Annotated in this window: 21 protein-coding genes; 6 read left to right on the forward strand and 15 right to left on the reverse strand. The window is 71.8% G+C overall.

Features of this window, described 5'->3' with window-relative positions; translation table 11 throughout:
• Window positions 1–58: 58 nt before the first annotated feature.
• From ACIRG6_RS11965 to ACIRG6_RS12020, 12 genes are all read right to left on the reverse strand, one after another.
• Window positions 59–1,336, reverse strand: coding sequence for a thymidine phosphorylase (locus ACIRG6_RS11965; protein WP_403322498.1), 1,278 nt, complete (start codon window positions 1,334–1,336; stop codon window positions 59–61).
• Between the two features lie 18 nt (window positions 1,337–1,354).
• Window positions 1,355–1,747: a cytidine deaminase gene (locus ACIRG6_RS11970; protein ID WP_350714163.1), complete on the reverse strand. Its 393-nt coding sequence runs from the start codon at window positions 1,745–1,747 to the stop codon at window positions 1,355–1,357.
• Window positions 1,744–3,009 carry an ABC transporter permease gene (locus tag ACIRG6_RS11975; protein ID WP_364676641.1) on the reverse strand — a complete coding sequence of 422 codons (1,266 nt, stop codon included), beginning with the start codon at window positions 3,007–3,009 and terminating at the stop codon, window positions 1,744–1,746. The genes ACIRG6_RS11970 and ACIRG6_RS11975 overlap by 4 nt, the downstream gene beginning before the upstream one ends.
• On the reverse strand, window positions 3,006–4,130 hold the full coding sequence (locus ACIRG6_RS11980; RefSeq protein ID WP_364676639.1) for an ABC transporter permease: 1,125 nt from the start codon (window positions 4,128–4,130) through the stop codon (window positions 3,006–3,008). The genes ACIRG6_RS11975 and ACIRG6_RS11980 overlap by 4 nt, the downstream gene beginning before the upstream one ends.
• Window positions 4,130–5,695, reverse strand: coding sequence for an ABC transporter ATP-binding protein (locus ACIRG6_RS11985; protein ID WP_239765592.1), 1,566 nt, complete (start codon window positions 5,693–5,695; stop codon window positions 4,130–4,132). The genes ACIRG6_RS11980 and ACIRG6_RS11985 overlap by 1 nt, the downstream gene beginning before the upstream one ends.
• Before the next feature lie 226 nt (window positions 5,696–5,921).
• On the reverse strand, window positions 5,922–6,971 hold the full coding sequence (locus ACIRG6_RS11990) for a BMP family lipoprotein (RefSeq protein WP_189229000.1): 1,050 nt from the start codon (window positions 6,969–6,971) through the stop codon (window positions 5,922–5,924).
• A gap of 451 nt (window positions 6,972–7,422) precedes the next feature.
• A complete protein-coding gene (locus ACIRG6_RS11995) occupies window positions 7,423–8,475 on the reverse strand; it encodes a BMP family lipoprotein (protein ID WP_364676637.1) in 1,053 nt (350 codons plus the stop codon).
• A 174-nt stretch (window positions 8,476–8,649) separates the two neighbouring features.
• Entirely contained in the window at window positions 8,650–9,882 is a 1,233-nt protein-coding gene (locus ACIRG6_RS12000; protein ID WP_239765696.1) for a M20 family metallopeptidase, read from the reverse strand.
• Between the two features lie 242 nt (window positions 9,883–10,124).
• Window positions 10,125–11,192 carry a hypothetical protein gene (locus tag ACIRG6_RS12005; protein ID WP_403322276.1) on the reverse strand — a complete coding sequence of 356 codons (1,068 nt, stop codon included), beginning with the start codon at window positions 11,190–11,192 and terminating at the stop codon, window positions 10,125–10,127.
• Between the two features lie 47 nt (window positions 11,193–11,239).
• The gene (locus ACIRG6_RS12010; RefSeq protein ID WP_403322278.1) at window positions 11,240–12,178 is read right to left on the reverse strand and encodes an N-acetylneuraminate synthase family protein; all 939 of its coding nucleotides are present in this window, start codon (window positions 12,176–12,178) and stop codon (window positions 11,240–11,242) included.
• 14 nt (window positions 12,179–12,192) lie between these two features.
• Window positions 12,193–13,455 (reverse strand): cytidylyltransferase domain-containing protein, encoded by a 1,263-nt coding sequence (locus ACIRG6_RS12015; protein WP_403322279.1) that lies wholly within the window; start codon window positions 13,453–13,455, stop codon window positions 12,193–12,195.
• A 65-nt stretch (window positions 13,456–13,520) separates the two neighbouring features.
• On the reverse strand, window positions 13,521–14,837 hold the full coding sequence (locus ACIRG6_RS12020) for a DUF6716 putative glycosyltransferase (protein WP_364676630.1): 1,317 nt from the start codon (window positions 14,835–14,837) through the stop codon (window positions 13,521–13,523).
• Window positions 14,838–15,035: 198 nt separating this feature from the next.
• Here ACIRG6_RS12020 and ACIRG6_RS12025 point away from each other — a divergent pair, with 198 nt between their 5' ends.
• The 4 genes from ACIRG6_RS12025 (at window position 15,036) to ACIRG6_RS12040 (ending at window position 19,819) form a co-directional block, all read left to right on the forward strand.
• The gene (locus ACIRG6_RS12025) at window positions 15,036–16,016 is read left to right on the forward strand and encodes a glycosyltransferase family 2 protein (RefSeq protein ID WP_350714137.1); all 981 of its coding nucleotides are present in this window, start codon (window positions 15,036–15,038) and stop codon (window positions 16,014–16,016) included.
• Window positions 16,013–17,347 carry a polysialyltransferase family glycosyltransferase gene (locus ACIRG6_RS12030; protein WP_403322283.1) on the forward strand — a complete coding sequence of 445 codons (1,335 nt, stop codon included), beginning with the start codon at window positions 16,013–16,015 and terminating at the stop codon, window positions 17,345–17,347. The genes ACIRG6_RS12025 and ACIRG6_RS12030 overlap by 4 nt, the downstream gene beginning before the upstream one ends.
• A 244-nt stretch (window positions 17,348–17,591) precedes the next feature.
• Entirely contained in the window at window positions 17,592–18,746 is a 1,155-nt protein-coding gene (locus ACIRG6_RS12035; RefSeq protein WP_403322286.1) for an acyltransferase family protein, read from the forward strand.
• Window positions 18,747–18,823: 77 nt separating this feature from the next.
• Window positions 18,824–19,819 carry a class I SAM-dependent methyltransferase gene (locus ACIRG6_RS12040; protein WP_403322288.1) on the forward strand — a complete coding sequence of 332 codons (996 nt, stop codon included), beginning with the start codon at window positions 18,824–18,826 and terminating at the stop codon, window positions 19,817–19,819.
• Here the strand turns inward: ACIRG6_RS12040 and ACIRG6_RS12045 are convergent.
• On the reverse strand, window positions 19,804–20,454 hold the full coding sequence (locus ACIRG6_RS12045) for a TetR/AcrR family transcriptional regulator (protein WP_364676623.1): 651 nt from the start codon (window positions 20,452–20,454) through the stop codon (window positions 19,804–19,806). The two genes, ACIRG6_RS12040 and ACIRG6_RS12045, sit on opposite strands and share 16 nt — an antisense overlap.
• A 79-nt stretch (window positions 20,455–20,533) precedes the next feature.
• On the opposite strand from ACIRG6_RS12045, the gene ACIRG6_RS12050 reads away from it, so the two are divergent.
• On the forward strand, window positions 20,534–21,934 hold the full coding sequence (locus tag ACIRG6_RS12050) for an FAD-dependent oxidoreductase (RefSeq protein ID WP_403322290.1): 1,401 nt from the start codon (window positions 20,534–20,536) through the stop codon (window positions 21,932–21,934).
• Between the two features lie 10 nt (window positions 21,935–21,944).
• Here ACIRG6_RS12050 and leuE read toward each other — a convergent pair whose 3' ends face one another.
• Window positions 21,945–22,595, reverse strand: coding sequence for a leucine efflux protein LeuE (gene leuE / locus ACIRG6_RS12055; protein WP_350714127.1), 651 nt, complete (start codon window positions 22,593–22,595; stop codon window positions 21,945–21,947).
• 99 nt (window positions 22,596–22,694) lie between these two features.
• Window positions 22,695–24,275 carry an acyl-CoA mutase large subunit family protein gene (locus tag ACIRG6_RS12060; RefSeq protein ID WP_318214155.1) on the reverse strand — a complete coding sequence of 527 codons (1,581 nt, stop codon included), beginning with the start codon at window positions 24,273–24,275 and terminating at the stop codon, window positions 22,695–22,697.
• Between the two features lie 252 nt (window positions 24,276–24,527).
• Between ACIRG6_RS12060 and ACIRG6_RS12065 the strand changes: the two genes are divergently transcribed.
• Window positions 24,528–25,472 (forward strand): L,D-transpeptidase family protein, encoded by a 945-nt coding sequence (locus tag ACIRG6_RS12065; RefSeq protein ID WP_403322294.1) that lies wholly within the window; start codon window positions 24,528–24,530, stop codon window positions 25,470–25,472.
• Window positions 25,473–25,640: the final 168 nt, after the last annotated feature.

A 25,640-nucleotide genomic window follows, 5' to 3' on the forward strand; every position in this document is an offset into this window, starting at 1 on the left:
CCGAACGGGACCGGCAGTGGTCTACCGATCCCGTTCACCCGAATGGGGAAATGCCTGGTCAGGCAATACGTTCCAGCACCACCGGCGACGCCGTGAAGCCCGTGCCCGCCGGGGCGATGTCGTACGAGCCCTCCACTGCCGCGAGCGCGTACGCGAACCGGTCGGGGGTGTCCGTGTGGAGGGTCAGGAGGGGCTGGCCCTCGGTGACCGTGTCGCCGGGCTTGGCGTGGAGTTCGACGCCCGCGGCGGCCTGCACCGGGTCCTCCTTGCGGGCGCGGCCCGCGCCGAGGCGCCAGGCGGCGACGCCGATGTCGTAGGCGTCGAGGCGGGTCAGGACGCCCGAGGAGGCGGCCTTCACCACGTGCTGTTCCTTCGACGTGGGCAGGGCCGCGTCCGGGTTGCCGCCCTGGGCCGCGATCATGCGGCGCCAGACGTCCATCGCGGAGCCGTCGGCGAGGGCCTTCGCCGGGTCGGCGTCCTTGATGCCGGCGGCGTCGAGCATCTCGCGGGCCAGGGCGAGGGTCAGCTCGACGACGTCGGACGGGCCGCCGCCGGCCAGGACCTCGACCGACTCGCGGACCTCCAGGGCGTTGCCCGCGGTGAGGCCGAGCGGGGTGGCCATGTCGGTGAGCAGCGCGACCGTCTTCACGCCGTGGTCGGTGCCGAGGCCGACCATCGTGGAGGCCAGCTCGCGGGCGTCCTCGATGGTCTTCATGAAGGCGCCGCTGCCCACCTTCACGTCCAGGACCAGGGAGCCGGTGCCCTCGGCGATCTTCTTCGACATGATGGAGGACGCGATCAGCGGGATCGCCTCGACCGTGCCGGTCACGTCGCGCAGGGCGTACAGCTTCTTGTCGGCGGGCGCCAGACCGTCACCCGCCGCGCAGATCACCGCGCCGACGCCGTCCAGGACGTTCAGCATCTCCTCGTTGGACAGCAGCGCGCGCCAGCCGGGGATCGACTCCAGCTTGTCCAGGGTGCCGCCGGTGTGGCCGAGGCCACGCCCGGACAGCTGCGGGACGGCCGCGCCGCAGGCCGCCACCAGGGGCGCCAGCGGGAGGGTGATCTTGTCGCCGACGCCTCCCGTGGAGTGCTTGTCGGCGGTCGGGCGGGACAGGGACGAGAAGTCCATGCGCTCGCCCGAGGCGATCATCGCGGCCGTCCAGCGGGCGATCTCGCCGCGGTTCATGCCGTTGAGCAGGATCGCCATCGCGAGGGCCGACATCTGCTCGTCGGCCACCTCGCCGCGGGTGTACGCGTCGATGACCCAGTCGATCTGCTCACCGCTGAGTTCGCCGCGGTCCCGCTTGGTGCGGATGACGGAGATGACGTCCATGGCCATGTCTGGCTTTCCTTACTTCGTGAGGTGGTCGGGGCCGAAGGCCTGCGGGAGCATCTGGGCGAGCGTGAGCACCCCGGCGGGCGTCTCCAGCAGCATCTCCGGGCCGCCGAACTCGAACAGCAGCTGACGGCAGCGCCCGCACGGCACCAGGATCTCGCCGTGGCCGTCGACGCAGACGAAGTGCGTCAGCCGGCCGCCGCCGGTCAGCTGGAGCTGGGAGACCAGGCCGCACTCGGCGCACAGGCCGATGCCGTAGCTGGCGTTCTCCACGTTGCAGCCGGTGACGGTGCGGCCGTCGTCGACCAGGGCGGCGGCGCCGACGGCGTACCCGGAGTACGGGGCGTACGCCCGGGACATCGCGTCCCGGGCCGCCGTGCGCAGGGCCTCCCAGTCGACGCCGGTCACTTGCCCTGCCCCTTCCGGTACTGCATGCCGTCCGCCTTCGGCATCCGCAGCCGCTGCGCGGACAGGGCGAGGACGACGAGGGTGACGACGTACGGGGTGGCGGAGACGACCTGGTTCGGGACCTCGTTGGTGCCCGCGTACCAGGCGAAGACCAGCGCGCCGACGACGAAGGTGATCGCGGCCTTGACGTACTTCCTGCGGACCACGAGCCAGATGGCGCCGGCGACCAGCAGCAGCGCGCCGAGCAGCAGCAGGGCGTGCACATTGGCGGAGCCGCCGCGCAGGTTGAGGCTGTCGGTGTAGCCGAACAGACCGGCGCCGATGGCGAGGCCGCCCGGCATCCAGTTGCCGAAGATCATCGCGGCGAGGCCGATGTAGCCGCGGCCGCTGGTCTGGCCCTCCAGGTAGAAGGGGTTGGCCACGATGGAGAGGAAGACACCGCCGAGGCCGGCCAGACCGCCGGAGATGATCACGGCGAGGTACTTGTACTTGTAGACGTTGACGCCGAGCGACTCGGCGGCGATCGGGTTCTCGCCGCAGGAGCGCAGGCGCAGGCCGAACGGGGTGCGCCACAGGATCCACCAGGTGGCGGGGATCAGCGCGACGGCGATCAGGGTCAGCCAGGACACGTCGGTGACCAGGCCGCCGAGCAGGCCGGCGACGTCCGAGATCAGGAACCAGCCCTTGTCGTTGAGGGTCTGGAGGCCGTCGGACAGGCCCGGCACCGTGAAGTGGCCGAGGGAGTCGACCGGCGGGGACTGCTTGGCCGAGCCGCCCTGGTGGCCCTCGAAGGCGAGCGGGGCCAGGTAGCGGGTGGCGCCCAGCGCGAGGATGTTGATGGCCACACCGGAGACGATGTGGTTGACGTTGAAGGTGACGGTGACGATCGCGTGCAGCAGACCGCCGATCGCGCCGCCGACGATGCCGACGAGGACACCGGTCCACGGGCCCCACTGGAAGCCGGCCCAGGCGCCGAACCAGGTGCCGAGGATCATCATGCCCTCGAGGCCGATGTTGACGACGCCCGCGCGCTCGGCCCACAGACCGCCGAGGCCGGCGAGCCCGATGGGCACGGCGAGCTGGAGCGCGGTGGACATCTGGCTGACGTTGGTGATGCCGTCGGCGCCGGTGATCAGGCGGACGATCGAGGTCAGCGCCAGGGCGCCGACGATGACCAGGAGCAGTACGGGCCACGACATGCGGCGGCCGGTCGGCGCCGCGGGCTGCAGCGTGGGCTGGTTGAGGTCGGTCGCGGTGGTCATCGGCCAGCCACCTCCTTCTTGGTGTTGTCGGTGGCGCCGAGGACGTGACCGGCGGCCAGCTCCGCGCCGACGCGGCGCTGCTGGCGGCGCAGGCCCCACTCGCGGACGGCCTCGTAGGAGACGACGACGGAGAGGACGATCAGGCCCTGCATGATGACCGCGATCTCCTTGTCGTAGCCGTGGAAGTCCAGCTCGGGCGAGGCCTTGTCGAGCCAGGCCCACAGCAGGGCGGCGAAGGCGATGCCGACCGGGCTGTTGCGGCCCAGCAGGGCGATGCCGATGCCGAGGAAGCCGATGCCGGTGGGGAAGTTGAGGCTGTAGGTGTGGGTGTCGCCGAGCAGGATCGGCAGGCCCGCGAGTCCGGCGAGACCGCCGGAGATGAGCATCGCGGTGAGCACCATGCGCTTGGGGTCGACACCGCTGGCCGCGGCGGCGGACTCGGAGGCGCCCGAGGCGCGCAGGTCGAAGCCGAAGCGGGTGCGGTTGAGGACGACCCAGTAGCCGATGCCGAGCAGGACGGCGAGGATCACCAGGCCGTAGACCTCGCCGGCCGCGCCCATGTCGATGCCGGGGATCCAGCCGGACTCGTGCATCTCGCCGGTGGTGTTGTTGTTGCCGATCTTGACGCCGAAGACGTCCGGCAGCCAGAGGTAGCCGATGACGGCGGTGGCGATGGCGTTGAGCATGATCGTCGCGACGACCTCGCTGACGCCGCGGGTGATCTTGAGGACGCCGGCGATGCCGGACCAGAAGGCACCGGTGCACACGGCGGTCAGCAGCAGCAGCGGCACCTGGAGGAACGCCGGCAGGTTCGCGTGGGCGCCGACGATCGCGGCCATCATCGCGGCGAGCTGGTACTGGCCGTCGACGCCGATGTTGAACAGGTTCATCCGGAAGCCGATGGCGACCGCGAGGGCCGCGATGTAGTACATCGACGCCTGGTTGACGATCAGGACCTGGATGTCGGAGAACCCGGCCTGCTCGAACATCAGGGCGAACGGTTCGACGGGGTTCTTGCCCGAGGCGATCAGCACGATCGCACTGAGCACGAAGGCCACGGCGAGCGCGATGACCGGGCCGGCCACCGCGAGGAGCACGCGCTCCTTGTCGAACTTCTTCATCAGCGGGCCTCGTCTTCCGGAGACTCGGGAGACTTGCGGATCTCGGGGGTCTCGTCGTGTTCCAGGTGGCCGGAGGCGGCACCGGTCATCGCCGAGCCGAGCTCCTCGGGGGTGATGGTGGCCGGGTCGGCGTCCGCGACCAGCTTGCCGTCGTAGATCACCCGGAGGGTGTCGGACAGACCGATCAGCTCGTCCAGGTCGGCGGAGATCAGCAGCACCGCCAGGCCCTCGCGGCGGGCCTCGCGGATGTGGTCCCAGATCGCGGCCTGTGCGCCGACGTCCACACCGCGGGTGGGGTGGGCGGCGATCAGGAAGCGCGGCTTGTGGCTCATCTCGCGGCCGACGATCAGCTTCTGCTGGTTGCCGCCGGACAGCGAGGCTGCGGTGACGTCGATGCCGGGGGTGCGGACGTCGTACGCCTCGACGATGCGGCGGGTGTCCTCCTGGGAGCCCTTCGGGTCCAGCCAGAAGCCCTTGCTGTTGGGCTTCTCGGTGACGTGGCCGAGGATGCGGTTCTCCCAGAGGGGGGACTCCAGGAGCAGGCCGTGCCGGTGGCGGTCCTCGGGGATGTAGCCGACGCCCTGCTCGCGGCGCTTGCGGGTGGGCAGCGAGGTGATGTCCTGATCGAGGAAGCGGATGGTGCCGGAGTCGGCGTGCCTGAGGCCGATCAGCGCGTCGACCAGCTCCGTCTGACCGTTGCCCTCGACACCGGCTATGCCCAGGACCTCGCCGGCGTGGATGGTGAAGGAGATGTCGTCGAGCAGGGCCTTGCCGCCCGGCGCCACCAGGCGCAGTGTGTCGACGGTGAGGACCGGGCGGTCGGTGACCGTCGACTCCGCCGTCTCCGGCGTCGGCAGTTCGCTGCCGACCATCAGCTCGGCGAGCTGGCGCGGGGAGGTCTCGGACGGGACGGCGGTGCCGACCGTGGTGCCGCGCCGGATGACGGTGATGTCGTCGGCGACGGAGAGGACCTCGCCCAGCTTGTGGGAGATGAAGATGACGGACAGTCCCTCGGCCTTCAGCTCGCGCAGGTTGTCGAAGAGGGCGTCCACCTCCTGTGGCACCAGGACGGCCGTCGGCTCGTCCAGGATCAGCGTGCGGGCGCCGCGGTAGAGGACCTTGAGGATCTCCACGCGCTGGCGGGCGGCGACGCCGAGTTCCTCGACCAGGACGTCGGGGCGCACGCCGAGGCCGTAGCGCTCGGAGATCTCCTTGATCTTGCGGCGGGCCTTGCCGCCGATGCCGTAGAGCTTCTCGCTGCCGAGGACCACGTTCTCGAGGACCGTCAGGTTGTCGGCGAGCATGAAGTGCTGGTGGACCATGCCGATGCCGCGGACGATGGCGTCGGCGGGCGACGAGAAGGAGACCTGCTCGCCGTCGATCGCGATGGTGCCCTCGTCCGGCTTCTGCATGCCGTAGAGGATCTTCATCAGCGTCGACTTGCCGGCGCCGTTCTCGCCCACCAGGGCGTGGACGGTGCCCTTGCGGACGGTGAGGTGGATGTCGTGGTTGGCCACGACACCGGGGAAACGCTTGGTGATCCCGGCGAGTTCGACGGCGGTCACCGATTCGTTGACCGCCGCTCCGGCCGGAGGGCTGCTGGACGCGTTGATGGCGCACTCTCCTGGGGACGGGGGTCGTCTACGCGCGTAGCGCCCCTACGGCATCTGAAGCGGCGGCGGCACATCGACACGACGGGGTACGAGGAGGGCCTGGAGGTGCCCTCCTCGTACCCCGCCGAGCGGCGCAACCCCGCGGTTACACGCTGTTCGAGGTGGTGCTCAGCTCAGTTCAGCTGCTCTTGACCTTGATCTCGCCGCTGACGATCTTCTCCTTGGCCGTCTTGATGGCTGCCTGGAGCTCGGCGTTGTCCGCGAACTTCGGGTTGGAGACCGCCAGGCCGACCTCGCCGGACTTCAGATCGCCCTTGACGATACCGGTCGCGGGCTTGCCGTCCTTGACCGACTTCGCAAGGTTGTACACGGCCTTGGCGACGTCCTTGGTGGCCGAGGTCAGGATGGAATCCTTGTACTTGGCGAGGGCTTCCTGCTTGTACTGGTCGGAGTCGACGCCGATCGCCCAGATCTTGTGGGCGGCGGCGGCCTCGATCACGCCCTGGCCGGACAGGCCGGCGGCGGCGTAGACGACGTCGGCCTTCTTCTCTATCTGGCCCTCGGCGGCGGTCTTGCCCTTGTCGGGGCTGGAGAAGCCGCCCTCCTCCGCCGTCTGCGTCAGGTACTGCGACAGCACCTTGACCTTCGGGTTGGTGTCGGTGACGCCCTGCTCGAAGCCGGCCTGGAACTTGTGGATCAGCGGGACGTCCACACCGCCGACGAAGCCGACCGTGTTGGTCTTGGTGCTCTTGGCGGCGGCGACACCGGCGAGGTAGGAGGCCTCCTCCTCGTTGAAGACCAGGTCCGCCACGTTCTTCGCGTTGATCGTGGCGTCGTCCACGATGCCGAAGGTGGTGTCCGGGTACTTCTCCGCGGCGCTCTTCATGGCGGTGGCGTACGCGTAGCCGACGCCGATGACCGGGTTGTAGCCCTGCTTCGCCAGCGACGCGAGGCGCTGCTCCTTGTCGGCGTCGGTCTCGCCCTCGGTGGGCTCGATGTCGGCCGTCTCGTAGCCGAACTCCTTCTTCGCCTGCTCGAGACCCGAGAAGGCGGCGTCGTTGAAGGACTGGTCGCCCTTGCCGCCGACGTCGTAGGCGATGGCGAGACCCTTGTCCCCCTTCGACTCCGACGACCCGGAGGAGGTCGAGGTACCGCCGCAGGCGGCGAGGGCGAGGGCCAGGGAGGCGGTCGCTGCGCCTGCGACCGTGATCCGGGTAATCCGGCGCATTGTGGAGCTCCTGTCGTACAAGCGCCGTACGGTTCGGCTTCGGCGCTGGCTTCGCCGCAGATTAACGCGCGTAGACCTGCCTGAAAACCCCTTCTGTCCACCTTGTTATCCGCCCGTGAGCAAGGGCCTGCCGTTTGGATCAGGCCGGCTGAGCGCGACGGCGCGTCCCGGCCTGACCGGGCTGGTGTGGTGCGTGCGGCTGCGAGGCGGAGGAGGGCGCCGGGGCGGAGCCCTGGCAACCGACGACAACGCGGCAGACACGCGTGCCACACCCGCGACGCCGGCGTGATCCGAACGGCAGGCCCTCGGTGACGCGGAGAGGCGTCCGGGGCTTGCCGCGCGCAGACGCCGGCGGAGGGTGACGTGACGAGCCTGGGGCAGGCCGGTGGGAACGCCGAAGCGGGCGGGTGCCGGGGGCGCCCGCCCGCTTCGTGAGGTTCCGTACGGCCCGCTACTCGGTCTTGACCTTGATCGAACCGCTGACGATGCCTTCCTTGGCCTTGGCCACGGCGTCCTTGGCGCCCGGGACCTCGGCGAACTTCGGGTTGCTGTCGGACAGGCCCACGCCGTCGGACTTCAGGTCGAAGGTCTGGGTGCCGGTCAACGGCTTGCCGTCCTTCACCGACTTGGCCAGGGCGAACACCGCGCCGTTGATGTCCTTGAGGGCGGAGGTGAGGATGTAGTCCTTGTACGCGGCGAGGGCTTCCTGCTTGTACTGGTCGGAGTCGACGCCGATCGCCCAGACCTTCGCCTTCGCGGCGGCCTCGATCACGCCCTGGCCGGACAGACCGGCCGCCTGGTAGACGACGTCGGCCTTCTTCTCGATCTGGCCCTCGGCGGCGGCCCGGCCCTTGTCGGGGCTGGAGAAGCCGCCCTCCTCCGCGGTCTGCGTCAGGTACTGCGACAGCACCTTGACCTTCGGGTTGGTGTCGGTGACGCCCTGCTTGTAGCCCGCCTCGAACTTGTGGATCAGCGGGACGTCCACACCGCCCACGAAGCCGACCGTGTTGGTCTTGGTGGCCTTGGCCGCGGCGACGCCGGCGAGGTAGGAGGCCTCGTTCTCGGCGAAGACGAGGGACGCCACGTTCTTGCCCTCGACCACGGAGTCCACGATGCCGAAGGTGGTGTCGGGGTACTTCTCGGCGACGGCCTTCATCGCCGGGCCGTAGGCGAAACCGACGCCGATGACCGGGTTGTAGCCCTGCTTGGCCAGCGAGGCCAGGCGCTGCTCCTTGTCCGCGTCCGTCTCGCCCTCGGTGGGCTCGATGTCGGCGGTCTTGTACCCGAACTCCTTCTGGGCCCTCTGCAGACCGGCGTACGCGGCGTCGTTGAAGGACTGGTCGCCCTTGCCGCCGATGTCGTACGCGATGGCGAGGCCCTTGGCGTCCTTGTTGCCGTCGTCGCCGCTGTCGCTCTCGCTGCTGGTGCCTCCGCAGGCCGTGGCGGCGAGTGCGAGCGACGCGACCCCCACCGCGACGCGGGTCAGTCTCGATATCCGACGCATCTGAAGCTCCCCATTCTCCAAAGCCCCGCAGCGGGCGCTCGGTTCGGCGCACATTAACGCGCGTAGAAACTCCTGGGAACGGGGTTCCGCGGTGCCGTTACCCATTCGTGCCGCTGGCCGGTTACGGCCCGGTGAACCACCGGGCCGAACGCGGCCGAACGGTACCGAAGCGGGCTACTGCACGGCGTCGATGAGGGTGGCCGCGGTGAACATCTCCACGCCGACGGTGATGGCGTGCTCGTCCACGTCGAAGTCCCCCTGGTGCAGGTCGCGCACCGTGCGCTCGCCCGGCGGACGGACGCCGAGCCGGGCCATCGCGCCGGGCACGTGCTCCAGGTACCAGGAGAAGTCCTCGCCGCCGAGGCTCTGCTCGGTGGTCTCGACGGAGTCCGTGCCGCGCCGGGCGGCCATGGCGGCCTGGAGCAGCTCGGTGCTCGTCACCTCGTTGACGACGGGGGGCACGCCCCGGACGTAGGTGATCTCGGACTTGGCCCGGTGCAGGTTGGCGACCTCGTCGATGGCGCCGACCACGAGGTCGGGCGCCTGCCGCCAGGCGTCGAGGTCGAGGCAGCGCACGGTGCCCGCGAGCTCGGCGTGCTGCGGGATGACGTTCGGGGCGTGGCCGCAGTCGATCCGGCCCCAGGTCATGGCGAGGCCGCTGCGGCTGTCCACCCGCCGGGCGACGATCGCGGGCACGTCGACGACGACCCGCGCGGCGGCGGTGACCAGGTCGGTCGTCAGGTGCGGCCGGGCGGTGTGCCCGCCGGGTCCGTTCAGGGAGATCTCCAGCCGGTCGCAGGCGGAGGTGATGGGGCCCACCCGCAGCCCGACCTTCCCGGCGTCCACCCGGGGATCGCAGTGCACGGCGAGGATGCGGCGCACCCCGTCGAGCGCGCCGCCCTCGATGGCGTCGGCGGCGCCGCCGGGCAGCACCTCTTCCGCGGGCTGGAAGATCAGCCGCACGGGCCGGGGCAGCAGGCCCTGCTCGTGCAGGGCGGCGAGCACGAGGCCGGTCCCGAGGACGACGGTGGTGTGCACGTCGTGCCCGCACGCGTGGGCGCGGTCCGGGACGATCGAGCGATACGCGCACTCGCTCTTGGTGTCCGGGATGGGCAGCGCGTCGATGTCGGCCCGCAGCGCGAGCATGCGCGGCCCGCCGGCCCACTGTCCCGAGTCGGTGCCGATGTCGCAGACGAGTCCCGTGCCGATGGGGAGCACCCGCGGCTTGAGGCCGGCCCGCTCGAGCCGCTCCTTGATCGCGGCGGTGGTGCGGAACTCCTGATTGCCCAGCTCGGGGTGCATGTGCAGGTCGCGGCGGAAGGCCACGAGCTCAGCGCGCAGCGCCTCGGGCAGGGTGCCGGGAAGCAGCGCTTCCCCTGACGGATCGGCCTCGGACTCTCGGGACATCAATTGCTTCACCCTCTGAAGGGTAGGACGCCGAGGCGGTCAACTGTCCTGCGATCAACAAAAGTTCAGCCCGTTAGGGGAAGAAAAGTTGGCCGTACGGCGCATGGGTGCCGACGGAGGTGGGTAAACTCACCCGCTTTTGGCCGTCGTACCCGTCTCCGCTTTCCTTGCTCCCTCCACGCATACCACGGTACGGGTGTGCCACGCCGGGCTGTCCATGTGGTGGCCCGGCCGGGTGTCCGCTAACCGGCCCCCGCCACCGCCGACAGCCGGTGTGCGTCCCGGGCCGAGCCCGTGACGCCCGACAGGAAGCCGGTCGCCCGGGGGGAGGCGGAGCGGGTGAGCCAGGCGGGGTCGATGTCGCAGACGGCGACGCGGACCTCGGTGCCGGCGAGCGCGAGCGGGAGGGTGTGGACGACCGTGGACGGAAAACTGAGGACGGTACGGCCGATCGGGCCACGCCGGGCTATCAGTTCCAGGGGGAGGTCGGGGCGGACGATCTCCAGGCCCGTCTCCACGGCCAGGCGGTGGAGCTTCTCGGTGCTCTCGCGCCGGTGCGCGAAGTAGCGGGCCGCTCCGTGGGTCTTCGCCAGGGAGCGGACGGCGTCCAGGTAGCGGTCGGCGTCCACGACGCCCGTCTCCACCAGCGAGGTGCCGACCATGTCGGCGCCCTTGGTGATGCGGGGCGGGCCGAAGCGGGCGCGGGTCCAGGCGAAGGCGTTGGCGGTGACGGTGACGCCGTCCGGGACCTCCTCCACCGGCATGGCGGAGAAGACCTCCACGGCGCGGCCCCCGGCCGGGGTCAGGCGGCGCCGGGCGGACCGCGACACCGGGGCGAACAGCAGGTCGCGGGGGCCGGGGCGGCTGCCCTTGCGGTGCCAGCGGACCAGGCGTTCGCCGCGGGCGAGCTGGGTGACGAACTCCATGGTGGCCGTGCCGTCGTCGACGACGACCAGGTCGCGGGCCCGGGTGATGGTCAGGAGCAGTTGGACGTAGCGGGAGAAGGGGTCGCCCATGACGACCCGCTCCGCGCGGCGCAGGGGGGTCGTCAGGCTCCCCACCGTGCGGAAGGGCGCCGTGGCGCCGCCCCGCGCCTCCTCCCAGCGCACCTCGTGGCCCTCGCGGCGGGCCAGTTCCGCCATGCGGCGCAGCTGGCCGCGGGTCATCGGGTCCACCGGGGACAGGACGACGAGGGTGAGCTCCGCGCCGGGCGCACGGGTGTGCGCCCACTCCAGCACGTTCAGCAGTTGCACCGGGCTCTCGACGAAGGCGAGAGTGCGGGGGCCGGCGTTCCCGGCGCGGGGGCTCATCGGCGTGCGACCGTCCCGTCGTAGGGCGTGGTGGGGGTGGGAGTGGGTCAGACCGTGACCGGCTCGCCGGCCGCCGTGGCGATCTCCGCCTCGGCGACGACGCCGGTGACGCGGCGCAGCTTCTTCATGGGGGCGAGCTCGGAGTCGTAGACCTTCTTGACGCCGTCGCCGAGGGAGGCCTCGATGGTGCGGATGTCGCGGACGAGGCGGGTCAGGCCCTGCGGCTCGACCGAGGCGGCCTGGTCGGAGCCCCACATGGCGCGGTCGAGGGTGATGTGGCGCTCGACGAAGGTGGCGCCGAGGGCGACCGCGGCGAGGGTGGTCTGCAGGCCCGTCTCGTGGCCGGAGTAGCCGATCGGGACGTTCGGGTACTCCTGCTGGAGGGTGTTGATCACGCGGAGGTTCAGCTCCTCGGCCTTCGCCGGGTAGGTGGACGTCGCGTGGCAGAGCAGGATGTTGTCGCTGCCCAGGACCTCGACCGCGTGGCGGATCTGCTTGGGGGTGGACATGCCCGTGGAGAGGATGACCGTGCGGCCCGTGGAGCGCAGGGCGCGCAGCAGCTCGTCGTCGGTCAGGGAGGCGGAGGCGACCTTGTGGGCGGGGACGTCGAACTTCTCCAGGAAGGCGACGGCCTCGGTGTCCCACGGGGAGGCGAACCAGTCGATGTTCTTGCTCTTGCAGTAGTCGTCGATCCGGCGGTACTCGTCCTCGCCGAACTCGACGCGGTGGCGGTAGTCGATGTACGTCATCCGGCCCCAGGGGGTGTCGCGCTCGATGTCCCACTGGTCGCGCGGGGTGCAGATCTCGGGGGTGCGCTTCTGGAACTTGACGGCGTCGCAGCCGGCCTCGGCGGCGGCGTCGATCAGCTTGAAGGCGTTCTCGATGTCGCCGTTGTGGTTGATGCCGATCTCGCCGGTGATGTAGACGGGGCGGCCGGGGCCGGCCTCGCGGGTACCGAAGGTGCGGATGCGGGAGTTGATGCTCATGACCGGGGGTTTCCTTACGTGGACTGGGTGAGCGGAGTGGGGGTCGCGGAAGGGTCGAGGGAAGGGCCGAGGAGCCAGCCGGCGATCTCGCGGATCGCGCCTTCTCCGCCGGGGACGGTGGTGACGGCGCGGGCGGCGCCGCGCACGACGTCGTGGGCGCCGGCGACGGCCACGGGCCAGCCGACGAGGGCGAAGCAGGGCAGGTCGTTGACGTCGTTGCCGACGTAGAGCACGCGCTCGGGCGCGATGCCCTGGTCCTCGCACCACTGCTTGAGCGCGAGGTCCTTGCGGTCGATGCCGTGCAGCACGGGCAGCTTGAGCTTGCGGGCGCGGGCGGCGACGACCGGGTTCACCTCCGTGGACAGGATCAGCATCGTCAGGCCGCTGCGGCGCAGGGCGGCGATGCCGAGTCCGTCGCCGCGGTGCACGGAGACGAACTCCCGTCCGTCGGAGTCGATCAGCACCCGGTCGTCGGTCTGGGTGCCGTCGAAGTCGAGGACGACCGCGTCGATGTCCTCGGCGGTCGGGAGGGCGCCGGGCCGGGCGCCGTCGAAGAGGGGCGCGAGCGCGCGGGCGCGGGCCAGGTCGTGCGGGTCGTCGATCTCCAGGACGCGGGCCGGGTCGGTGCGGACCAGTTCGGTGCGGCCGAAGAAGCGGTGACCGTGCTCGCGGAAGCCCGCCGCGTCCATGGCGTAGGCGGCGCCGGTCTCCAGCAGGTCCTGGGGGCGGTCCTGGCGGCGGGGGCGGTAGGACTTGTCGTGGTTGACGCCGTGGCCGCCGGCGTCCTCGCCGGTGCCGTCCCGCCAGACGAAGCCGTGGAAGGGGGCGACGGTCACCGCGGTGTCGGCGCCGTCCTCGGCGACCGCGGCGGCCACCGCGTCGACGTCCTCGCGGACGAGGAAGGGGCTGGTGCACTGCACGAGCAGCACCACGTCGACGGCGGCTCCGTGCAGGGCCTCGTGGGTGTCCATGGCGTGCAGCACCGCGGCCTCGGAGGTGGCCGTGTCCCCGGCGATGGCGGCGGGGCGCAGCACGACCTCGGCGCCGGCCTCCCGGGCGGCCGCGGCGATGGCGCGGTCGTCGGTGGAGACCACGACGTCCGTCACCAGGCGGGTGGCCCGGCATTCGCGGACGGCGCGGGTGACGAGGGGGACGCCGCCGACGGGCGCGAGGTTCTTCGCGGGCACGCCCTTGGAGCCGCCGCGCGCGGGGATGACGGCGAGCACGCGGCGCACCGAGGCGCCTCGGCCCGCTTCCGGGTCGTCCGGCTGGGTCATGGCAGGGGCTCCTCGGTCTCCTTGGGCGGGTACGCGGGTCTGGGGGCGGGTGGGGTGCGGGCCGGTCACAGCTCCCCCATCCGGCGGATCACCGGGGCGACGCGCTGGACGCCGTGCCGGTAGGCGCCGCGTGCGGCGCGGCGCACGATCTGGCGGACCGGGCCGGGCTCCTTGTCGGCGGCGGGCGCGCCGGGCAGCGGGCTGCCGTCCGGGGCGAGGTGGTGGCGGGCGAGGATGCCGGGCAGGTAGCCGGGGGCGGTGACGGGTGTGTAGTAGGGGCGGAGCGGGGGCAGCCCGCCGGGCCGGCCGAGCAGCGCGGTGATGCGGGCGCGGGCGCTGTCGAAGGCGGTGGTGTACGTGCCGTCGGCCGCGACGCCCTGCCGGGCGACCCACGCCGGGTCGGGCACGGGCAGGTGGCCGTCGTCGAGCTGGTCCCAGGAGGCGAGGCAGCCGGAGCCGGTGAAGTGGTGGTTGCCGAGGGCCTCGCGCACCCCGAGGTCGGTCAGCACGGCCGTCGGGATGCGGCGGTGCAGGGCCTCCAGGGCGGCCGTGGAGCTGACGGTGACCAGCAGGTCGGTGCGGTCGAGGACGTCGCCCATGTGCCCGTAGACCAGGCGGAAGTTGGGCGGCGGGTCGGTCTTCTGCACCAGCTTCTGGTAGGGCAGCTCCTCGATGTGCGTGGTGTGTTCGCCGGGCTTGGAGCGCAGCTTGAGCAGCACCTCCCGCTCGGGGTGCCGGCGGGCGTGCCGGACGAGCCGGTCGAGCAGGTACGTACGGTCCCGGCGGCTGTCCGGGACGGAGGGCTGGGCGGCGAAGACCACCGTGTACGGGTGGCCGTGCTCGCCGGTGTGCTCCGCCCCGCCCAGGAAGGGCAGTGCGACCTCGGTCACCGCCGAGGCGTCGGCGCCGACCCCCTCGTACACGGCACGGAAACGGTCCGCGTCCTGGCGGGAGTTGGCGAGAACGAGGTCGGCGCCGTGGCGCAGCAGCAGGCCGTCGGTGAGCTTCTCGTAGACGACGCCGACGTAGCCGGTGACGACGACGGGCCGGTCGGTGCGGCCGTCCCACACGTGCCGCAGGCCGTGCAGCACGGCCTGGACGCCGCCGCCGACCAGGGCGAGGACGACCACGTCGTACGGCTCCTCGGCCATGGCGCGCAGGAACTCGGCGGCGGTCACCTCGCGGAGCGAGTCCGCGTCGGCGCCGACTTCCGCCAACTGGCGGGCGGTGGGGGTGGCTCGGCCCCGCAGGAGGTAGCCGTCCAGGTGGAGGTCCGCACCGTCGGGGGAGATGCGGGACGCGGTGAGCGCGCCCCATTTCCACCGGGTGTCGGAATCCGCGAGGACGGCGATCCGCCGGGCCTTCGTTGCACTTGCTGGCACACCGAGGACGCTAGGAAGCCATTTCTAGTAACCGCCCAACCGGAAAGCAACAAACGGTGAACAGCACATCGCCGAATGGCGAATCGGGCCGCCGGGCGCCGGAAATCCCATCCACTTCACGGCTTCGCCACGCCTCGTTCACCTCGCATCAAGGCACAGGTAAAGCCGCATGCCGGGCCGCCGCCTAACGTCGCGGACGTGCCCAAGCTCTCCGTCATCGTGCCGTTCTACAACGTGCGGCAATACGCACCCGACACCCTGCGGAGTCTGCGCGCGAACGCGCGGGACGACTTCGAATTCATTCTCGTCGACGACTGTTCGTCCGACGGCACCGCGGACCTTCTCGCGCGCGCGGAGGACGAACTGCCGGGGGCGGTGCTGGTCCGCCACGAACAGAACGGCGGCCTGGCGACCGCCCGCAACACCGGCATCGACCGGGCGCGCGGCGAGTACCTGACCTTCCTGGACGGCGACGACTGGCTGGCCCCCGGCCACTACGACCGCCTGGTCGCCGCGATCGAGGACCTGGGCTGCGACTTCGTGCGCACCGACCACGTGCAGTGCACGGCCAGGTCCCGGGCCGTGTTCCGGGTGCCGCACGGGCGCAGGAACGTCTCCCTGCGCCCGCGCGACGCGATCCTGCCCGCCCACCGCTCCACCTCGGTCGACTACGCGTACGCCTGGGCGGGGATCTATCACCGCCGGCTGGCCGACCGGGGCCTGCTGCACTTCACCGACGGGCTGCGCACGGCCGAGGACCGGCCGTGGATCTGGAAGCTGCACCGGGAGGCGGAGTCCTTCGCGGTGACCGGGCTGCTCGGCGTCTTCTACCGGCGCGGGGTGGCGTCCTCGCTCACCCAGATCGGGGACGTCCGCCAGCTGGACTTCATCCGCGCCTTCGACCAGGTCGTCGCGGAGACGGCCGCGGACGCCGACGCCGCGCGGCTGCTGCCGAAGGCGGTGCGCACGTACTGCGCGATCATCTCCCACCATCTGGGTTCCATCGAGAGGTTCGAGCCTGCCGTGGCACGCAAACTGAAGGCGATGAGCGCCGCCGCGCTGCGGCGGATGCCGCAGGACGCGCTCGACGAGGTGCTCGCCTCGATGGACACCGAGCGCGCGACGCGGCTGCGCCGGCTGCGCCGCCGTCCGGTGCCGGCCGCGGAGGTGGCGGCGTGAGCACGCAGATCTTCCTGGCGTCGACGCTGTACGGCACGGCCACGCTCGCCGCCGCCCTGGACGCCGGCTGCTTCGAGGCGGCCGACCGGCGGATCCTGCTGGTGTCCAACAACGCGGCGACGCCCGAGACGACGCCGGCCCCGGACGCGATGCCGGGGTTCGAGCGGCTGCGGGACCGGTTCGACGACGTGGTGTCGTGGAACGAGACCATTTTCCCGTTCCACCCGGGCGGCTGGGCGCCGCGCGTGGACGACGCCCCGATATGGGAGCGCTATCTGCGGCTGGCCTGGGGCCTCGGGGACGACGACGTGGCGCTGGTCGTGGAGTCCCTCCAGGTGCAGCCGGCGCTGGGGGTGGCGCAGCTCTTCCCGGACGCGCCCCTGACCGTGTACGCGGACGGCCTGATGAGCTACGGGCCGACCCGCAACAAGCTCGACCCGCTGGTCGGCACCCGCGTGGAGCGCCTGCTCCACCTGGACCTGGTACCGGGGCTCACCCCGCTGCTGCTGACCGAGTTCGGGGTGGGCCCGGAGCTCGTGCCGACCCCGGCGTTCACCAAGGTGCTGGCCGAGCTGGCGGACACCGGCGCCGGTCTGCCGGACGTCGAGGGGCCCGCGCTGCTGCTCGGGCAGTACCTGTCGGCGCTGGGCATCCTCTCCGCCGAGGAGGAGGAGGCCCTGCACGTGCGGATGCTCACCGGCGCCGTCGGCCTCGGGCACACCCGGGTGGTGTTCAAGCCGCACCCCACGGCCCCGGCCCGCTTCGCCCGCACCCTGGAGGAGGAGGCGGAGCGGCTCGGCGTCGCCCTCACGGTGGTGGACACGCCGGTGCTCGCCGAGGTGCTGTACCAGCGGATGCGCCCGGCGCTGGTGGTCGGCTGCTTCTCCACGGCGCTGCTCACCGCGTCCGCGCTGTACGGCCTGCCGGTCGCCCGGGTCGGCACCGAGACGCTGCTGGACCGGCTGACGCCGTACGAGAACAGCAACCGGGTGCCCGTCACGATCGTCGACGCTCTGCTGCCCGAGCCGGGCGACGCGGCGGCCGTCACGGAGGGGCGCCGGGGGCTGGACACGGAGGCCCTCGGCGCGCTGGTGCGGGCGGTGGGTTTCGCGATGCAGCCGAAGATCCTGACCGAGCTGCGGCCGGACGCGGAGGAATTCCTGCGCGGGAATCCGAACACGCGCACCCGGCGGTATTTCAAGAAGCGGCGGCTCACCTCGCTGGGGCTGCCCGGCGGAATTCCGGAGCGGCTGGCCTTTCTGCCGCAGAATTCCACCGCGCGGAAGGTGGTGCGGCGGGCGCGGGCCATTCGGCGCTCGATCAAACGCTGAGGTGATGTCGGGTGACGGGACGGTGAACCGCGCGGAAGGACCGGCCGCCGTCGCCGTTCCGTCATCCGGCGTTCCGCGGAAATTCCCCCAGTGGTCCGCCCGGCGGCGCCGTTCCCGGCCGGGGGCATGCCTAGCCTTGCCCCACCCACCACACACGCGTTCCCCGCACTGCCGTTCGCAACTCGGCCTGTCCGCGGGCGTCCTGACCGACGACGAGTGAGGGAACGGCCGAAGGAGACCAGCAGTGACCGAGACGGTCGTGAGCACGACGGCAGCGGGGCCCGGCGCGGCCACCGCACCGGCGCCCGGCGCACCGATACCGGGGGTGCCGCGGGCGAAGGCGGCGCCGGCCCGGTTGCGGGCCCTGGACGGGCTGCGGCTGGTGGCCGCGCTGATGGTGGCGGCGTACCACTACGGCGGGCGCGGCGGCTCCGTCACCGACGCGTGGGGCAGCTCGGCCCAGTTGCAGTTCCCGACGCTGCACACCTTCTTCGCCTACGGCTGTCTCGGCGTCCAGGTCTTCTTCGTGATCAGCGGTTTCGTGATCTGCATGAGCGGCTGGGGCCGGTCCCTGACGTCGTTCGTCGCCTCCCGCGCCTCCCGGCTGCTGCCCGCCTACTGGGCGGCGGTGATCCTTGTGACGGCGGTGTTCGCGCTGCCGGTGGTCGTCTACGAGGCGGTGTCGCCGAGCGACGCACTGGTCAACCTGACGATGCTTCAGCAGCCGCTGGGCGCCGACCGGGTGCTGGGCGTGTGCTGGACGCTGTGGGTGGAGATCCGCTTCTACGCGCTGTTCGCGCTGTGTGTCGTCCTGCCCGGCGCGAACCGCCGGCGCGTCCTGATGTTCTGCGCCGGCTGGCTGCTGGCCGCGGCCCTCGCGCAGGCCGCGCACGAGCCGCTGCTCGAGCTGGTGCTGATGCCGGAGTACGCCCCGTTCTTCGTGGGCGGCGTGGGCCTGTACCTCGTCCACCGCGACCGGCGGGACGCGCACGCGTGGGGCCTGGTGGCCGCCGGTTTCCTGATCGGCCAGCACTACGCGGTGCGCGACCTGTGGAACGCCACCGACCCGAACGCCTTCGCGCACCGCACCACGTTCGGCATCGTCCTGGTCGTCACCTTCGGCTTCCTGGCGGTCGCGGCGGTCGCGCTGGGGTGGCTGAACCGGGCGAACTGGCGCTGGCTGACGGTGGCCGGTGCGCTGACGTACCCGTTCTACCTGGTCCACGAGCACCTGGGCTGGGTGGCGATCCGTTTCCTGCACCGCGGGCTGCACGTCCCGTCGGCGGCGACCTTCGTGCTGACGGTGGCCGGGATGCTGGGGCTGGCCTGGCTGCTGCACCGGTTCGTAGAAAAGCCGCTGACACCACGGCTGCGGAACGTACTCAGCCGATCACATTGAGCGATTCGTGCGATTTTCCGTCCACCGGGCCGCGCGCACCTGCTGCCTTTCCGATGCCGAGGAGGCATCCTCCCTTCATGGCGACCGCGCAAGCTACGCACACGTATCCCGCTGAGCTGAACGACGTCCCCGGCTGGTTCTGGCCGCTCGACCAGGTGCTGTTCTCCTGGTTCCTGGAACGGCAGGAGGCCGCGGGGACCCGCGGCGACCTGCTCGAACTGGGCGCCTACATGGGCAAGAGCGCGATCCTGCTGGGCCACCGTCTCCAGGACGGCGAGAAGCTCACCGTCTGCGACCTGTTCGAGGCGGACGCCCCGGACGAGGCGAACCGGGCCGAGTCGGCGAAGTCGTACTCCACGCTCACCCGGCAGGCCTTCGAGCGGAACTACCTGTCCTTCCACGACGGCCTGCCGACGATCGTGCAGGCCCCGAGCTCCGCGATCACGGGAGAGGTCGCGCCCGGCACCTGCCGTTTCGCCCACATCGACGCCTCGCACCTGTACGAGCACGTCCAGGGGGACATCGGAGCGGTCCGCGACCTGCTGCTGCCCGAGGGCATCGTCGCCCTCGACGACTACCGCACCGAGCACACCCCGGGTGTGGCCGTCGCCGCCTGGGAGGCCGTGCTCAACCGGGGGCTGCGTCCGGTCTGCCTGAGCACCCAGAAGCTGTACGCCACCTGGGGCGACCCCGAGCCCGTCCAGGAGCGGCTGCTCGCCGCGCTGCGTGAGCGCGACGACTGCACGGTGACAGTGGAGTGGGCCGCCGGCCACCGGCTGGTCCGGTTCCGCGCCAAGGGAAAGACGATGCGGCTGCCCTCGCTTCCGGTCTCCCGGCACCGGGCGCCCGTGCCGGGCCCGGAGGGCCGGCAGCCGGGGACCGCGTCAGTACCGGGGCAGCAGACGCAGGCGGTGCGGCAGGCAGGCGCGGCGCGCCCGGCGTCGGCGCCGTCCCCCCGGGGCCGGGCCCGTCGCCTCGCCCTGGACCTGCTGCCGCCGGTCGTCACCCGGGTCGTACGGCGCCGGCTGGCGGCACGGCGGCGGGCACGGGCCGGGTCTCAGTCGAGGCCGTAGCGCGCCGCGATTCCGTCGATCACCAGCGCCAGCCCTTCTTCGAAGTGCCGGTCGTAGTCCGCGAAGATCTCCGCGCCCGCCGCGGCCGACAGGGGGAAGTCGGCCAACCGGCGGGCGCGTTCGTCCATGTCGTAGCCCTCGCGCCGCTGGTCGGGCAGGGGTGCGACGCCCTGCTCCTCGGTGACGAAGCCGAGCGTGTAGACGTACGTCGTCGAGGTCGCCCGCACCGCCTGGGGGAGGGTGAAGCCGGCGGCGGTGAACAGGCGCAGGCTGTCCTCCATCTGTTCGGCGTGCTCCATGCCGGTGAAGCGTGAGCCGCTGAAGACCTTGGCGCCGTCGCGGTAGCCGAGCAGCGACGCGCGCAGGCCCCGGTTGGACTTGAGCAGCCGTTCGCGCCAGGTGTCGCCCGGGTCGAGCGAGCCCTCGGCGACCATCCGCCGGTACATCTCGGTGGCCATCTCGTCGAGCAGGGCCTGCTTGTCCTTGAAGTGCCAGTACAGGGCGGGCGCCTTGACGTCCAGTTCCCGGGCGATGGTGCGCAGGGTCAGGCCGTCGAGGCCCACCTCGTTCAGCAGCTTCAGCGCCGTGTCCGCGACCCGTCGGCGGTCGAGGGGGGCGCGTCGTTCCGTTCCCACGCCCACAGCTTGACAGCTTAACAGCGTTAAGGAGATGCTCGGGATCCAGCGCAACTTAACAGCGTTAAGGAGAAGTGGGATGAACACGGACGTTCTGATCGTCGGCGCGGGCCCCACCGGACTCGCGCTCGGCATCGACCTGGCCCGGCGCGGTGTGGACGCGCTGGTGGTGGAGCGGGACGGGACGCTGTTCCCCGGCTCGCGCGGCAAGGGCCTCCAGCCCCGCACCATGGAGGTCTTCGACGACCTCGGCGTCCTCGGCGCGATCCACGCGGCCGGCGGGGGCTACCCGGTCGGCATGGTCTGGCAGGAGGGCGAGCGGCTCGGCGAGCACTCCATGTTCGACCCGGCCGAGCCGAGCGAGGACGCGCCGTACAACGAGCCGTGGATGGTGCCGCAGTGGCGGACCCAGGAGATCCTGCTGGCCCGTCTTCAGGAGCTGGGCGGCGCGGTGGCCTTCGGCCGGGAGGTCGTCGGCCTCATACAGGACGCGGACGGCGTGACCGCGCGCTTCGCCTCCGGGGAGCCCGTCCGCGCCCGGTACCTCGTCGCCGCCGACGGCGGCCGGTCGGCCGTGCGGCGCGCGCTCGGCATCGGCATGACGGGCGAGACGGTCGACCCGAGTCCGGTGCTCGTGGCGGACGTGCGGATCAGCGGGCTGGACCGCGACAACTGGCACCTCTTCCCGCCCCGCGGGGACACCGGCTTCCTCGCGGTGTGCCCGCTGGCCGGCACCGAGGACTTCCAGGTGACCGCGCAGTTCCCGGAGGGCACCGGCGTGGACCTCACCGCGGACGGCGTGCGCAAGGTCGTCGCCGACCGCTCCCACCTGGCGCCCGAGGACGTCACCGAGGTCCGCTGGGCCTCCGACTTCCGGCCCCGGGCCGCGCTGGCCGACCGCTTCCGCGCGGGCCGCGTCCTCCTCGCCGGGGACGCCGCCCACGTGCACTCGCCGGCCGGCGGGCAGGGCCTGAACACCAGCGTGCAGGACGCCTACAACCTGGGCTGGAAACTCGGCGCGGTACTCGCGGGCGAAGCGCCGGACGGCCTCCTGGACAGCTACGAGGAGGAGCGTCGCCCGGTCGCCGCCGGGGTGCTCGGCCTGTCGACGGGCGTCCACCGCGGCGAGGTGCGGCGCGGGGACACGACCCGGCAACTGGGGCTCGGCTACCGGGAGTCGTCCCTGACGGCGGAGACGCGCACCGTCCCGGACGGTGCCCTGCGGGCCGGCGACCGCGCGCCCGACGGCACGGTGGACGGCGTCCGGCTCTTCGACGCCTTCCGCGGACCGCACTGGACGCTGCTCGCGCTGGGCCGCGAAGCGCCGCCGATGCCGGAGTCGGTGCCCGTCGTCCGGGGGCCCGGACACGGGGCGTACGGGACGGGGCTGTTCCTGGTCCGGCCGGACGGCTACGTCGGCTGGGCGGGCGAGGACACGGCCGGCCTCGGCGGCTACCTGGCCCGCTTCGGCCTGGTCTGACGGCCCGCGCCTAGGCGCTGGCCACCGACAGCTTCACCGCGAAGCCCAGGAACAGCGCACCCGCCGCCGAGGTGGCCCCCGCCGACAGCCGCTTGCGGCGGCGGAAGGCGGCGGCCAGCTTGGTGCCGCTGAAGATCAGCGCGCTGAGGTACAGGAAGCTGAAGAACTGGGCGAAGGCGCCGAGGACCACGAAGGACAGGGCCGGGTAGGCGTAGCCGGGGTCGACGAACTGCACGAAGAAGGCGACGAAGAAGAGGATCGCCTTCGGGTTGAAGAGGCTGACGACCAGGGCCCGGCGGAAGGGCCGTTCGTCCCCGGCCACGGGCGCGGCGGCGTCCGGCGCCGCCTCCTCCCGGCGGGTCCGCCACATCCCCCACGCGGCCCGCATCATCCCGATCGCGAGCCAGGTGAGGTAGCCGGCGCCGGCGTACTTCACGATCCCGAACAGCAGGGCGTTGGCCTGGAGCAGCGAGGCCACTCCGGCGGCCGACAGCGTCATCAGCACCGTGTCCCCGCACCAGACCCCGGCGGCGGCCGTGTACCCGGCGCGCACGCCACGGCGGGCGGCCACGGAGAGGACGTAAAGGGAGTTGGGGCCGGGCAGGAGGACGATGAGGACGAGGCCTGCCAGGTAGGTGGGGAGGTCGATGACGCCGAACATGGAGGGAGTGTCGCACGGGGGTGCGACACTCCGCCCCGGTGTTTCAGCCGTCGGTACGCACGCGCACGCAGCGCGTCCGACGGGTGATCAGAAACGCGCTCAGAAGGCGTCCGAGGGCACGTACGTCCCCCACACCTCGCGCAGCGCGTTGCACACCTCGCCCACCGTCGCCCGGGCCCGCAGCGCGTCCTTCATCGGGTACAGGACGTTGTCCTCGCCCTCGGCGGCCTTCTTCAGGGCGGCCAGGGCCGTGTCCACCGCCGGCTGGTCGCGCTCGGCGCGCAGCCTGGCGAGGCGTTCGGCCTGCTGGGCCTCGATGGCCGGGTCGACGCGGAGGGGCTCGTACGGCTCCTCCTCGTCGAGCTGGTAGCGGTTGACGCCGACGACGACCCGCTCGCCCGAGTCGGTCTCCTGGGCGATGCGGTAGGCGCTGCGCTCGATCTCGTTCTTCTGGAAGCCGTGCTCGATGGCGCTGACCGCGCCGCCGAGGTCCTCGACCTTCCGCATCAGCTCCAGGGCGGCGGCCTCGACGTCGTCGGTCATCTTCTCGATGACGTAGGACCCGGCGAACGGGTCGACCGTCGCCGTCACGTCCGTCTCGTAGGCGAGGACCTGCTGCGTACGCAGCGCGAGGCGGGCGGACTTGTCGGTCGGCAGCGCGATGGCCTCGTCGAAGGAGTTGGTGTGCAGCGACTGGGTGCCGCCGAGGACGGCCGCCAGGCCCTGGACGGCGACGCGGACCAGGTTCACCTCGGGCTGCTGGGCCGTCAGCTGGACGCCGGCCGTCTGGGTGTGGAAGCGGAGCATCAGCGACTTGGGGTTCTTCGCGCCGAACTCCTCCTTCATCACCCGCGCCCAGATCCGGCGGGCCGCGCGGAACTTGGCGACCTCCTCCAGGATCGTCGTGCGGGCCACGAAGAAGAAGGAGAGGCGGGGCGCGAAGTCGTCGACGTCCATGCCGGCCGCGACGGCCGTGCGCACGTACTCGATGCCGTCCGCGAGGGTGAACGCGATCTCCTGCGCGGGGGACGCGCCCGCCTCGGCCATGTGGTAGCCGGAGATCGAGATGGTGTTCCACTTCGGGATCTCGGCCCTGCAGTACTTGAAGATGTCCGCGATCAGCCGGAGCGAGGGCTTGGGCGGGAAGATGTACGTCCCGCGCGCGATGTACTCCTTCAGCACGTCGTTCTGGATCGTGCCGGTCAGCTGGTCCGCGCCGACGCCCTGCTCCTCCGCGACGAGTTGGTAGAGCAGGAGCAGCAGCGAGGCGGGCGCGTTGATCGTCATGGACGTGGAGACCTTGTCCAGCGGGATCCCGCCGAACAGCACCCGCATGTCGTCGATCGAGTCGATCGCCACGCCGACCTTGCCGACCTCGCCCGAGGCGATCGGGGCGTCGGAGTCGTGGCCCATCTGGGTGGGCAGGTCGAAGGCGACGGACAGGCCCATCGTGCCGTTGGCGATCAGCTGCTTGTAGCGGGCGTTGGACTCCGTCGCCGTGCCGAAGCCGGCGTACTGGCGCATCGTCCAGGGGCGGCCGGTGTACATCGTCGGGTACACGCCGCGGGTGAAGGGGTACTGCCCCGGTTCGCCCAGCTTCTCGGCCGGGTCCCAGCCCGCCTGGGTGTCGGGCCCGTAGACCGGTTCGATGGGCAGTCCGGACTCCGACTCGCGCGTCATGGTGTGTTGCCTCCCGCTGAGCATGTGTTCGAGCTGCTCGAACTACCCGTCAGTTACTCGCCAGTACAGACCGACCCTCCGACGGACTGTATCGGCGGGCGTGCGCCCGGGTGGAGAGGCACACGCTGGGACCTTGCTCACAGGCGTGTTGCGGTCCCGGTCACAACGATGCCGCGCCGTTCGCCGCGCGTCATCCGCGGGGAGCATCTCTGGGGGACATCCGTGCGGAACCCTGAGACGACGGGGACAGTGATGCGTATGAGGGGCACGAGGAGTGCGCGGTACAGGTCGGGCGCGGTCGCGTGCGCCCTGGGCGCGGTGCTGGCGGCGGGCGGCTGCACGGTGACGGGCCCCGGCATCGACGGCACGGGCCGGCCGGCGCCCGGCGTCAACGGTCCTGGAGGCAGCCCGGCGCCCGGCGTCAGCGGCACGGCGCGCTCTCCGGCGGCCGGGGCCAACGGCGCAGGGGGGCGCCCGGCCGCGCCCGGGGCCGCCCCCGCCGTGCCGCCCGAGCGCGCCCCGTCGGCCCGCCGGCCGGCCGCCGCTCCGCCCGCCCGCCCCGCGCCACGGGTGCTGTGGAAGCGGGGCGACACGGGCCGCGACGTCCGCGAACTCCAGGCGCGGCTGCGCCAGATCGGCTGGCTCGCCGGCGGGCCGACGGGGACGTACGACGACCGGACCGAGCGCGCGGTGAGCGGCTTCCAGCGCAAGCGCGGGCTGCCCCGGACGGGCCGGACGGACACCGTCACCTGGCAGCGGCTGGTGGCGATGACGCGCGAACCGGGCACGTGGCAGCTCTACGCGATGGGCGGCCAGCCGGCCGCCGCACCCGACCCGCGCTGCCTGACCGGGCGGGTGCTGTGCATCAGCAAGTCGAGCCGGACACTGCGCTGGATGGTCGACGGGCGGACGGTGTCGACGATGGCGGTGCGGTTCGGCTCCCAGTACACGCCGACCCGGGAGGGTGTCTTCCACGTCTACTGGAAGTCCCGCCACCACTGGTCGACGCTCTACCGCGCACCGATGCCGTACGCGATGTTCTTCAGCGGCGGCCAGGCCGTGCACTACTCCTACGACTTCGCCGCCCGCGGTTACGCGGGGGCCTCGCACGGGTGCGTCAACGTGCGGGACGAGGGGGCGATCGCGGCCCTGTACGCCCGGGTGCGCAACGGCGACAAGGTCGTCGTGTACCGGTGAGACGGCGCGGTGGCGGATGGGGCGCGGGCGGGACCGGGGGAACGTGTCCCGCCCGCGCCGAGGTGCACGAGCCGCAGGTACGGGGGGAACCCCGGCTCAGTGCAGGAAGCCGATGACCAGTCGGCTCACTCAGTACTGCGCCCCGGTGGCCAAAAGTGTCACACCTAC

The organism is Streptomyces flaveolus, assembly GCF_044765825.1.
In the GTDB taxonomy this organism is placed as follows: domain Bacteria; phylum Actinomycetota; class Actinomycetes; order Streptomycetales; family Streptomycetaceae; genus Streptomyces; species Streptomyces flaveolus.